Genomic DNA, 12,321 nt, shown 5'->3' with positions numbered 1-12,321 from the left:
CTCTCATCTTTGCTCACTTTCTTCCAGAACTTCAAACTCTCGAAATCAAACATCCCGCTCACCTCATTAACTACTAAAAGTGTTCAAACTACAATATTTCAGCGCTCAAATTTGACCAATTTAGAAGAGATGCAACAGAATACGTGGAGACTTAAAGGAACCGGATAAATCTGTAAGTTACAAGGATAGAGAAGGAAGAAAAGAAAGAGCTCACTCCTTCTTTACGTGTTTCTCGACGAAATCCTTGAGGATGTCCTTGAGCTTTGGATAGCCGATCTCTTCAAGCTCGTACCTAACCCTAACGGATGGCTTGTTGAGCTTCATAACCCTTCTAAGGTCAATTGGGGTTCCCATGATGACAACGTCAGCGTCGGCCTTGTTGATTGTCTCCTCGAGCTCCCTAATTTGCTTCTCACCGTAACCCATGGCGGGAAGTATAACGCTCAGGTGGGAGTACTTCTTGTAGGTGTCGATGATTGAGCCGACGGCATATGGTCTTGGGTCGATGATTTCAGCGGCGCCGAACTTCTTAGCGGCAACATAACCGGCACCGTAGGTCATTCCACCGTGTGTGAGTGTTGGACCGTCCTCAACGACGAGAACGCGCTTGCCCTTGATGAGCTCTGGGTTGTCAACAAAGATTGGTGAAGCACCCTCAATGACGATGGCGTTTGGATTGGCCTTCTCAATGCTTTCCCTGACCTTCTGGACATCGTCTCTATTTGCAGTGTCTATCTTGTTTATTATGATTACATTAGCTGCTCTAAAGTTGGTTTCACCTGGATGATACTTAACCTCGTGCCCGGGCCTGTGTGGATCTGCAACGACTATCCAGAGGTCTGGTTTGTAGAATGGGAAGTCGTTGTTTCCTCCATCCCACAGGATGATATCGGCTTCCTTCTCGGCTTCTCTCAAAATTTTCTCGTAGTCGACACCCGCATAGACAACCAAGCCTCTGTCGATGTATGGCTCGTACTCTTCCCTCTCCTCAATCGTGCACTCGTATTTGTCAAGATCTTCATAACTCGCAAAGCGCTGAACGATCTGCTTCCTGAGGTCGCCGTATGGCATTGGGTGCCTTATGGCAACCACTTTATACCCCATCTCATGGAGGATCTGGACGACCTTTCTTGAGGTCTGGCTCTTACCACTTCCCGTTCTTACGGCGGTGACGGCTATAACAGGTTTGGTTGACTTAATCATTGTGCTCTCGGGGCCGAGCAGCCAGAAATCAGCACCCGCGGCGTGTACTCTTGATGCAAGATGCATAACGTACTCATGAGAAACATCGGAGTAAGCGAAAACGGCTATGTCAACATCCTGCTCCTTTATTATTTTTTCCAAATCATCTTCGCTTAGAATTGGGATACCGTTTGGATAGAGCTCTCCTGAAAGTTCTGGTGGATATATCCTCCCTTCAATGTCCGGAATCTGAGTCGCTGTAAAGGCAACCACTTCATAGTCCGGATTGTTCCTGAAGAATGTGTTGAAGTTGTGGAAGTCTCTTCCAGCTGCTCCAAGAATTACAACCCTTCTCCTTTTCTTTTCAGTCATCTAAACCACCCCATAAAATATTTCATGCTGCAATAACTGTCTTGATTTTGGCATTTATAACCATTTTCGTTGATTAATGAAAGGATATGGCAAAAATTCTTAGAATATGCATCCCTGGAATGGAAAGTTCTTCGGAAAGGCATTTATCTTCCCGTTGCTTGCCCATGCGTAAGCGTGGGGATACGCAAGGGGAGGCGGGTTAAGTTTAAATACTCTGAAGATGAACGATATAACGACTTGGTAACAGCCGTAAGGCTAGACAGCCCGTAAGGCCTGGTGTGAAAGTAGCCCCCGATTCCGTGAGGATAGGGGGTAGTGGCAGTGTGAACCGGCCAGTGAGAGTGAACCAATGATGAACTCTCACGAAGCTCCTTGCGTGAGCGAGGAGTAGTTCACCTCTTCCACTTCTCTACGATGAGCTTTAAACCGCTAAGAGCCACAACCCTAACCCTCTCTCCCACTTCTGCCCTCCCTTCTTTTATAGTGGCCTTCCAGTATTCCCTACCTATCCTCACAACACCCTCCGGCCTCAGCTCTTCGATCACAATACCCTCTGCTCCTATCAAAGCTTCCTCTCCAACTTCCACCCTCTTTTCGAGGACCTTCCATAAGAAAGGCACGAAGAGAACATCCTTTAGAATGAGAATTGTAAGTATCGTAAGGGATATCTTGAGGGGAACTTTGATTCCTATGGATGGCAGAATAATCAAGAGAAAAAGCATTACAGCAATTTCATCCACCAGAATTCCAGAGAGCTTTAACGCTTTTTTAAACTTACCCATCTTTGATTTGCTCCCAGAGATTTAGTACGGAATTCTTCAAATCCTTCCCATCCACGTTTTTGGGCTCATTATCCATGTAAATGATTCTCTTTCCCTGTGCAAGGGCTTCCCTCGTAACGACATCGACAGCAGCAGCCTTCAATTCAACCAGAATGGATTCGTAGTTACTAAAGTGCTTTAGATCCTCTCTAAGTTTTGATCTATTGGCTAAATTGGGGCTGATTCCAACTATCTCGACATCATAGATTTCTTCCAAATACTTCGCCACTTTTATCGCGGCATCCCTTGGAGACGTGGTGACGAGGAGAACCCTACCTTCAACCTCTTCGAGGGGTCTGGGTCTAAAAACTGTGGTGTGAACATCCGCGTCGGGATTTATTTCATGGATGGTTTTTTTCAGCGCATCAATTTTTTCATTGCTCGCCATGGGTTCTTCGGCCATTGTTATAACAACTATATCGGCAAGCCCGATTCTAAAGGGTCCAAAGTACCCCTTAATGAAGTCGAGCTTCTGGTGAGCTCCGACTAAGGTTATATATTTATCCGCCCTAACGGCTGGAAAAGTCGCTCCGCTCCCCTCAAGAATTATGAGGTTCTTCTCACATGCCTCTGCAATCTTTATTCCTTTTTCGACGACGTCAAAGAAAGAGAATCCCGCCATTCCTCCCCCGCATCTCCTGCATCCAATTGTCAATACCCTTGATGTCAAAGCATCCTCAAAATGATCGGAGGCCGCGTGTCCTCCTTTCTCAACAACTTTAAGCAGCAGCTCCGGGGTTAGTTTTATACTTTCTCCATCTATAATTTCGGGTTCTTTGGGGCCCCCTCGTCCCATCGTCACTATAACAGGGTCTGCAACTTCCTTTAGGGTTCTTGCAACAAAACCGCTAACTCCTGTTTTTCCGATTCTCTTTCCGGTACCTATGATAGCAATGCTGGGTTTTTTAAGGCGTCTCATTCTCTTTGGTTTAAACTCAAAGTCAGCTCCCCGGTATACTATTCCATGCAACATTAGGAATGAGGCTATTCTAAATCTGTCTTCGTAGGTTAAAACAGGTTCATCGCTCAAATCCACAACTTCTTCTATTGGAAAAGCCTTAATGGCTCTTTCAATTGCTTTCAAATAATCATCACCATGAAAAATAATTATACCAAGCTCCCGCTCAAGGTTTTCGATGCTCTCAATTTTCTCCCTTCCTCCTACAAATACCGCACAACACGCATTTATCTTCTTGAGTGCCCACTTTGTTACGGAGGGATAGTGTTCACCATCTATTAACGCCAGACGCATCAAAATCACCATTTAATATTGGTTCTCGAGGTATAAAACCTTTATAGGAGACTAGTAAAATTTCTTAAAAAGCTCTCCCTCTTGAATATAGGAGCGCTTCAGCTTTAGAGCAATCTTAGCCCTTTCGAGCTCCCTTCCCAGATAAAAAGCGTGTCTCGGTGATATTTGAAAGTGCTCAAGGATGGTATCAATTATCGCATTTGGCTCCTCCCCCACGATGGTCAGAATCTGCTCAGTTCCCCTGTGGGCTATAACCCATATCCCTCCCGCTTTCGTAAAAATCCTGAAGTAAACATCCTCAATTTTGACCTCCTTTTCTCTTGCTTCGATTACAGGTGATTTAACTTCATAGTCGATGCTTTCGCTCCTCTTCTCCTTGAGGATGAGTAGGTCAAAGCCCAGATCCTTCGGAACATCAAAGAACATCATATCAAGCGCCCTGCGGAGTTCTTTAATTCCCCCGCGACATTTGGGGCTTACCTCCGTTGTTAAGAGGAGGGATATGTTGAGTTCCGTTGAGATCCCTGCCATCGTGGCATTTATGCCAACGCTGTCTGCATCTATGAGCTCCACAATGTTTCCAACTCCCGCTAAAAGGACATCATCGGGATTTCTTTCTCTATACATATGGAATGCGGTTATGGAGCGTGCTAGATAAGGAATTTGCTCCAGGATTAAATCGGGGATTATTCTCTTGTACCCCAAATCAAGGGCTCTCTCTTTAAGTTTCTCCATGAATTCCACCCTTTCCTTCGGGTTCTCTGGAAAATAACCTTCTTTCTGATTCGTTGGAATTATAACCACTGGCTTCTCCGTAACGAGATTTTCTATATTCCCTTTGTCAATGCTCAGGAACATATCGGCAAATTCCAGAGCATTTTCAATTTCCTTTTCATTTAGAGAATCAAAACTCAATGGTGGATTAAAGCCCCTCTCCTTCAGAGCATCCTTTATTTCTGGAATAAGTTCAATGAAGCCTAAATTGGTCTCACCGCTAACCATACCGAGATCCACGATGTCAGCACCGCTCTCCAGATAATAGATAGCCTTATTGACTATATCTCCAAGCTTCATCTTTGGGGCATCCACAATTTCTCCTAGAATTCTGGTGGGGAAGTCAAAACCCACAGGAAGCTCTCCAATTAAAAAGTTGTAAGGCTTTTTAAGCGCCTTGTCGATATATTCTCTGTTTTGTGTCTTGTTTTTTATGTCTTCCACTCTTTTGAGGGCATCCTTTTGGAAGAGGAGATCAGCTGCCGTTTCTCTGCTCAGCTTGAAGCCTTCCCTTAAAGCCCCAAGCACTTGAGGAAGATCCTGAACATATCTTGGACCTTTAAATGCCGGGATACCCAGTTCTTCCTCTATAATAAGGGTGGAGCCCCTGACGAGCCCGGGGACTAAAATCATGTCGTAATCCTCACTTTTTATCCCCCTCCTTTTTAAGTACCGGAGGATAAGCTCCGGGGTTAAAAAAGAGGCTATGCTGACGGGGGTTACAAACACATCGCATCCTTTCCCATACTTTCTTACGAGTGGCTCCGCCAGCCTTCCAGTTACGAGGAGGATTCTCATGATTTGAAGTTTAATGTAAGGGTATTTAGGAGTTTTGTTTGTTCCAGGGTTCTGAATTCCTGTGAAGAATAGAGAAATGAGGTGGAGAATTCAAAAAGGAAATCAATAGGTTCTGGCAAATCTTGCGATGAATTTTGCCTCTCTTCCGCAGTGGGGACATTTCTTTCCTTCAATCTTTGCCGCTTCTTCGGGATAGGGTATACCGAGCATTTTGGCATCGAGTATCTCCTCCATTTCCAGACCACAGCTCTCTTCGCCGCACCATGGAATCTCCACTATGCCCTTTCTATCCTCAAAAACACGTTTTGCATCCTCCAATGTTTCCACGGGCTTGATGTGACTTTCCAGGAACTCCTTTGCTCTGGTGTAGAGGTTTTCCATTATGGAGTCCATGGTTTTCTTTACCCTTTCAACAACTTCTTCCCTTGAGACACTTTCCTTCTCTAGGAGATCCCTCCTTGCTATAACAGCCTCCCCGCTCTCAACATCCCTGGGACCCACTTCAATTCTTACGGGAACACCTTTAAGCTCCCACTCATAGAACTTCCTTCCGGGCCTGATTTCTTCTCTATCGTCAAGATACACCCTTATTCCTGCGTTTCTGAGTTCTTCCATTATTCCTCTTGCATAGGCAACAACGTCGTAGGGTGAATCCTTCTTTGGAATCGGCACGATAACCACTTGAATCGCCGCTATTGTTGGTGGAAGCACTAAACCGCTGTCATCTCCATGAACTGCCATAACCGCTGCCAAAAGCCTTTCACTCATTCCAAAGGTGGTCTGGTGTGCATATTCATGGTCTCCAGTTTCGGTTTCATATTTAATGTTATAGGCTCTTGCAAAATTCTGCTTGTAGTTGTGCATGGTGCCTATCTGGAGTGTCCTTCCATCGGGCATCATAACTTCGGCGCCGAGCGAATAGAATGCCCCTGGGAATTTGTCCCAATCGGGCCTCTTTGAAACTATATAAGGCAATGCCAGGAATTTTGCAAGCCTGTCAAATATTTCTAAATCCTCTCTAATCTGTCTCTCCGCATCATCAAAGTCTTTATGAGCCGTATGCGACTCGAAAAATCTACTTATCTCTCTAACTCTGATTAAAGGTCTCGTATGTTTAGTTTCATATCTGTAGACATTAACTATCTGATATACTTTGAAGGGCAAATCAGCATGATTTCTGATCCAGAGGGAGAACATTGAGTACATTGCGGTTTCGCTAGTGGGCCTTAGGAGGAGCCTAACATCGAGGGGATTAACACCAGCGTGTGTAATCCAGTAGACTTCCCCTTCGAAACCGGCTATGTGATCCGCCTCCTTTTGGAATTCCGTCTCCGGGATTAGGGCGGGGAAAAGAACTTCATTGTGCCCGGTTCGCTCCATCTCCTTGTGGATAAATGCCTCGATGTTGCGCATTATCTTGAGTCCATAGGGCATCCATATGTTCATTCCTTTAACGGGATATCTCTTATCCTGAATTTCAGCGGCTTCAATGAGCTCGTTGTACCACTCACTAAATTCATTCTGCCATCTTTCTCTCTTTATCCTCACCAGCACCACCTAACCCTAAAAGTGCTTGAAAGCATTTAATTCTTTCGGAGAGTGAGTGCGATTAGTATTGTGGTTTCATTATGGTATGTTGCTCTGGCCGGGGTATCAAAAACCCCTTCCCACAAACCAAAACTTTCAGGGTGATACCTTTTTAAGCTGAAGTATCAAGAAAAATTAGGTGATACTAATGCTCACAGAAGAAGGAAGAGAAAATCTTTTAAAAGCGGGTGAAATTGTAAAACAGGTTAAAAGGGAAGTTGTAAGAATGATAAAGCCAGGAGTCCCCCTCTATGATATAGCCGAGTTCGCAGAGAGGAGGATAGTGGAGCTCGGGGGAAAGCCTGCTTTTCCATGCAACCTCTCCTTAAATGCGTTTGCGGCTCATTATACCCCATATAAAGGTGATAATACCATTTTGAAAGAGGGAGATTACTTGAAATTTGATATAGGGGCACATGTGGATGGTTATATAGCGGATACCGCCCTAACATTCAGGGTTGGCATGGATGACGACGAGCTCATGATGGCGTCAAAGGAAGCTCTTGAAAAGGCTATAGAGGTTGCAAGGGCAGGGGTAAAAATAAGCGAGCTGGGAAAGGCAATTGAAGATACTATAAGGGGGTATGGATTCAATCCCATAGTCAACCTGAGCGGACATAAAATAGAGCGCTACAAGCTTCATGCTGGAATTTCCGTCCCGAATCTTTACCGCCCTAATGATAACTATGTGCTTAAAGAAGGGGATGTATTTGCCATAGAGCCCTTCGCCACAACGGGAGCAGGGCAGGTAATCGAGGTGGAGCCCACTTTAATTTATATGTATGTCAAGGACAGACCCGTGAGGCTTCCACAGGCGCGCATGATTTTGGCATACATAAAGAAGGAGTTTGGAACTCTACCCTTTGCCTATCGCTGGCTTCAGGGAAGTTTTACAGATGGACAGATTAAAATCGCTCTAAACCAGCTCGTTAGAGTGGGAGCAGTTTATGGCTATGCAATTTTAAAAGAGGTTAGAGGTGGGCTTGTATCACAATTTGAGCACACAATAATAGTGGAAAAAGATGGTGTGACGGTAATAACGTAGTCAGCAGTTGTAGCAGTACCTAGCAGTTGTAGCAGAGCATGGCAGCCCTCTTTAGAAGGATTACCCTGTATCCCTTCCCATTTATTATGCGGTAGCTTGAGATTTTGTTCAAGTGGTTTATCCTCCTTCTATCCAGTGCTACAAAGTTCAGCTCCCTCAAAACTTGTACAAAATCTTCCCATCTTATGTTGAGCCATTCTTTAAGCTCATCGTAGAGCTCTCTCTCCACCACGAGGTACTTTTTTCCATTGATCAAATACCTTATTTTATGCTTTGGAATTTCCTTTCTCAAGCGCCATCTTGCCTGCAGGGGCGCCTGAACCTCCAGGATGGCTTTTTCCATGTTCTTTCCCTCCGTGAGCATTTTTAAGACTATCTCAAGTATCATATTTATCCTATCGGGGACACCTATCACATCACCCCTGAGCGCTATTTTTCTTCTCCTGACCTTAATACCTCCCTCCTCCAGAGCCCGCGCTATCTGTGATGTGGTTCCCCTCTTATTGCCACCCATGTCGACAATTCCGCCCAGTATTAGGGCTTTAAAACCAAAGTCCTCCTCACTCAGTTCCTTCTCTCCGTTGGGATCGAGAATTAGAGCCTCATCTATCCCTTTCTCCTTCAAAAATTCCACCGTGCTACCCTCAAAGAGCATGGCTTTTTCAGCGGGCATGCCCTTAAGAATTGATTTAAATTCCTGATTTGCCCATGTTATGGCGTATATATCGCCTATAAGATAATCCCTTAGGGTTCCATAGCATCTCGACACCTGAAAGGCAACTTTCTTCTTCTCCCTTGGCGTATGTTTCTCCCAGTGCATTAAATCTATTATGATATAGGGATACCCCTGCTTTTCAACCTCCCCTCTAAATTCGCCGGGTGTTAGAACAGCTTCAAATCTATCCTCGAGGCTGAGGGGTATGAACGCAAATTTTGAAGGTAGGGTTCTTCTTCCACTTAAGTCCCACGAAAGTGCTGCACCATCCGGGAGCTTCCCTATAAATCCCTTTCCCTCGTAGAGGGCTATGGCGATATCTTGAATAACATCCCCACTCCTGCGTTTTGGAATCCTCTTTGAGAGCGTCCCTATTGACTGGACTCCCCTCTCTTCAAGAACTTCCCTGAGCAGGTCGGCAAGCTTCCTCATGGGCATCACGTTTTGAGGAGACAAAGCCTTTTTAAGGGTTGTGTTTTAAGCGGGGGAGCTGTGCCATAATGAAGCTGAAGGTTATTAGGATCGGGAGATAGGGAAAAACAGCACCATAACCTCCACCAACTTGAGCCACATAACCGAGGGCTAGGGGCCCCGAGAGGTAGCCCAAATCAAAGAACATGGTGTATATTCCTGCTCCAAAGCTCCTGATCCTCTTGGGTAGATCAGCTAGGGCGAGCATTTGAAGGGCGGGCACTGTTAAACCGAACCCCATGCCCAGAGGAATAGCACTCCAATATGACATAGGTGGGTTCTGAGCCTTTAAGAGCATTAAATATGCCAGTAAAAGCAGGGAAAGACCCACCGTAGCCACGGGGATGGGTCCCCTCCTATCTGCTTCTCTTCCACCGAATACTCTCGTTAGAATGCTGAAGCCCCCCATTATGCTCGCATAAACCCCAAAGACGCTGGTTCCAAAGCCGAGAACTTTGTAAAGCGCGGGCAGGAAAGTATACATGGCACTGTAGGCAAATGCCATGAAAAAGAGGGAGAGGGAGGCGGAGATAAATATTAAATCAACCAAAGCCCTGTAGGATGCTTTTTCCTCATGTTTCTCACTAATCATGCCCCTATCCTTTTTATACGGGATTAGAACTAGGGAGAATGCCACGGACGATAGCAAAACCGTTAGAATAAAGGCACTTTGGAAGCCAAGATAATCCGCAACAAAGCCTCCAAGAGCGGGCCCTATAAGCTGGCTTATCGAGAACATGGTGCCCCTCCATCCCAATGTCTCCCCAACTCTTCCAGGGGGTGCTAGGTCAATTGCAGAGGAGAGTGAAGCGGGATAGAAGAAAGCGGATGCCATTCCATGTATTGCTCTCCCTATAGTAAACAGCAGCAGATTGTGAAACATTATGGAGGATATGTAAAGTACCCCGGCCAAAGCCCCAAGGAGAGCGCCGAGCATCATCATCTCGAATTTCCTGCCCCTATCTCCCATAAATCCTCCCAATGGCTTTAGAAGGAGAGATACAATGGAGGATATGGATGCTATTGTGCCCACAATGAGTGGAGTGGCGCCGAAAATTATTGCGAGTGGAGATATAAGAGGAGCAACTAATATGAACGCAAGGAAGAAGAAAAACGTTGAGAGATGCAAAAACCAGATGTCCCTGTTATCCATTCTCTCAAACTCCGATATAAGGCTCTTTCATCTCCTCATTTAAATATGCGACGCTCATGTGCTTTGTGTTCTTCGCAAAGCCGATGTTGCCTCTGGCGTCTATCATTATAACTCCCGCATTGTCAGAGCCGAAGTGTTCTGTTGCAATGCTTATGGCAGCTTCACTTGCTTTTTGAGCGGTCAGTCCAAAGCGAACGAAGTCCACGGCGCTTTTAGCAAGGACGAGCTTTATCATAACCTCTCCAAGCCCGGTGCATGAGGCACCAGCAAACTCGTTTGCATAGGTTCCTCCTCCAATTATGGGCGTATCCCCTATGCGTCCGAACATCTTCAAAAACACTCCTCCCGTCGAAGTTCCTGCAACTACTTCCCCACCGTCAAAGGCAACAGCTCCAACCGTGCTCCTCAAAACTTCGGGGTACTCTCTAATCAGCTCGCTTATCTTCTTCCAGTGAGGGATTTGCCCGTCGTTTAGAAGCTTTTCCCTAAGCTTCTTCCACTGATCTATCCTTTCCTCAGTTGTTGGGTTGTAATCGTTAAAACCCATTAAACGGGCAAATTTAACGGCACCTTCTCCTCCTAAGAGAACATGGTCGGTCTTTTCCATAACCTTTCTAGCAACGCTTATTGGATTCTTAACACCCCATATTCCAGCAACAGCTCCAGCTTCGAGGTTTGAACGCATTATTGCAGCATCCATCTCCACCTTGCCATCGACTGTTAAAACACTTCCCGTTCCTGCATTAAAAAGAGGATTATCCTCCAGAGCTTTCACGGCTTCTTCAACCGCATCCAAAGCCGAGCCCCTCTTAAGCTCCCTCCATCCTGCGAGAACAGCTTCTCCAACACCTTTTTTAATCTTCGGGATTCTGCTCTCATCTCTTATAGTTCCTGCCCCACCATGGACTATTATCGCAACCATGAAAATCACCGTTATTTGATAAACTCAAAAGGTTAAAAATATTATGGAAACGGGGAGACTCAAATCTGCTCCGTTATTCTGAGCGAAGAATCCTTAGGTTATCATAAATTCAAACAGGCAAACAATTTCTTTGAAATTTAACAAAAAACACAGGGCAAATGTTAAATACAACAATACCCAATTTGTAAGCGTAAAATAGGGGGTGTCAAATATGGACAGATTAAGTTTGGGATACCTTTCTTTGATAGTTGCTGCATATATGATAGGACTATCAAACCTGTGGAAGTTTCCGGCACTCCTCTTGAAGTATGGTTTGGGAGGGCTTTTATTTTACATCGTGATTGTGATTACAATGATACCCCTTATAGCAGTGGCGATGGAAAGCACCAAGCATAAGAGGCACGAACTTCTGGAGTACTACTATGAGGAATATGGAAAGCCAGGTTTGGGGCTGACCTTCTTTGTTTTTGATGTGGTGTTGCTCTCCTATTATGCCCTGGTTGGGGGCTGGCCCCTCACCGCGCTTGCTATTAAGGACGTTACATCGAGTTTCAGCGGAAACGTGCTCACGTTGGTAATTGTTTTTGTCGTGCTTCTCTTGGTTCTAATGCATGGAAAAGAGAGAACATTTGATATAATGGTAATTTCAGTAGCTCTAGCTTTCATATCTTTTTTAACCGCCATATTCCTGCTTTACATTAAGATCGGACAGTACAACACAGGCGACATGTTCTTAAAATGGCTGGGGGAGGCATTTGCATGGAAGGGCATAAGCGCTTCGATGATTAGGGATATGTCCCAGCAGGCTGCATATTCCTTGAGCCTTGGTATGGGTTTCTATCTGGTTCTCGGAGAGTTTCTGCCCAATAGAATAAGCTCAATAAAGCTAGCCACCATCGGAGCGCTCTTGGATACTGCCGCATCCATTTTGGGAACAATCCTAATCTCCATGGTTCTGGCATTCTCTCCAGATGTTCCCATCCATGGCACGGCGCTCGTCTTTAAGGGACTCCCACAGGTTTTAAAAGCTGTCAATGCATCGCCCATTTTGTATCTGCTCTACTTTACGCTCTTCCTCATTGCGCTGTCGAGCATGATCCCTCTTGGAGAAACCATAATAAGAGTGTTTGAAGAGCTTTCCAGAAGACCCAGGCAAACTGCCGCGCCCATAATTCTGGCTTCCACATTTGTATTGGGAATTGCATCCGTTGCAGTGATGATTTATGGGG

At 45.3% G+C, this 12,321-nt stretch carries 10 protein-coding genes; 2 read left to right on the top strand and 8 right to left on the bottom strand.

Annotation, left to right across the window (positions count from 1 at the left end):
* Positions 1–210 precede the first annotated feature (210 nt).
* The 5 genes from ACXJGZ_RS01785 to proS form a co-directional block, all read right to left on the bottom strand.
* Positions 211–1,554, bottom strand: a complete 1,344-nt coding sequence (locus tag ACXJGZ_RS01785; RefSeq protein WP_456322028.1) for a cyclic 2,3-diphosphoglycerate synthase — start codon at positions 1,552–1,554, stop codon at positions 211–213.
* A gap of 392 nt (positions 1,555–1,946) precedes the next feature.
* On the bottom strand, positions 1,947–2,336 hold the full coding sequence (locus ACXJGZ_RS01780; protein ID WP_456398106.1) for an NfeD family protein: 390 nt from the start codon (positions 2,334–2,336) through the stop codon (positions 1,947–1,949).
* A complete protein-coding gene (locus ACXJGZ_RS01775) occupies positions 2,329–3,627 on the bottom strand; it encodes a 2,3-diphosphoglycerate synthetase (protein ID WP_293252767.1) in 1,299 nt (432 codons plus the stop codon). The genes ACXJGZ_RS01780 and ACXJGZ_RS01775 overlap by 8 nt, the downstream gene beginning before the upstream one ends.
* A 51-nt stretch (positions 3,628–3,678) precedes the next feature.
* On the bottom strand, positions 3,679–5,199 hold the full coding sequence (locus ACXJGZ_RS01770; RefSeq protein WP_456398104.1) for a dihydropteroate synthase-like protein: 1,521 nt from the start codon (positions 5,197–5,199) through the stop codon (positions 3,679–3,681).
* Positions 5,200–5,301: 102 nt separating this feature from the next.
* Positions 5,302–6,750, bottom strand: a complete 1,449-nt coding sequence (gene proS / locus ACXJGZ_RS01765; RefSeq protein ID WP_293252764.1) for a proline--tRNA ligase — start codon at positions 6,748–6,750, stop codon at positions 5,302–5,304.
* A gap of 184 nt (positions 6,751–6,934) precedes the next feature.
* Between proS and map the strand changes: the two genes are divergently transcribed.
* Positions 6,935–7,831, top strand: a complete 897-nt coding sequence (gene map / locus ACXJGZ_RS01760) for a type II methionyl aminopeptidase (protein WP_456322025.1) — start codon at positions 6,935–6,937, stop codon at positions 7,829–7,831.
* Positions 7,832–7,850: 19 nt separating this feature from the next.
* Here the strand turns inward: map and trm10 are convergent, their stop codons facing one another.
* Genes trm10 through ACXJGZ_RS01745 form a run of 3 tightly spaced genes read right to left on the bottom strand, consistent with a single transcriptional unit; the run spans position 7,851 to position 11,092 of the window.
* Positions 7,851–8,978, bottom strand: coding sequence for a tRNA (guanine(9)-/adenine(9)-N1)-methyltransferase (gene trm10 / locus ACXJGZ_RS01755; protein WP_456322030.1), 1,128 nt, complete (start codon positions 8,976–8,978; stop codon positions 7,851–7,853).
* A gap of 31 nt (positions 8,979–9,009) precedes the next feature.
* Positions 9,010–10,170, bottom strand: coding sequence for an MFS transporter (locus ACXJGZ_RS01750; protein WP_456398102.1), 1,161 nt, complete (start codon positions 10,168–10,170; stop codon positions 9,010–9,012).
* Positions 10,171–10,174: 4 nt separating this feature from the next.
* On the bottom strand, positions 10,175–11,092 hold the full coding sequence (locus tag ACXJGZ_RS01745; RefSeq protein ID WP_456322023.1) for an isoaspartyl peptidase/L-asparaginase family protein: 918 nt from the start codon (positions 11,090–11,092) through the stop codon (positions 10,175–10,177).
* Positions 11,093–11,303: 211 nt separating this feature from the next.
* On the opposite strand from ACXJGZ_RS01745, the gene ACXJGZ_RS01740 reads away from it, so the two are divergent.
* A partial coding sequence (locus ACXJGZ_RS01740; RefSeq protein ID WP_456398100.1) for a sodium-dependent transporter occupies positions 11,304–12,321 on the top strand: 1,018 nt, incomplete at its 3' end.

It is taken from the genome of Palaeococcus sp. (in: euryarchaeotes), assembly GCF_053987695.1.
This window is presented reverse-complemented; position numbering and strand designations above follow the sequence as displayed.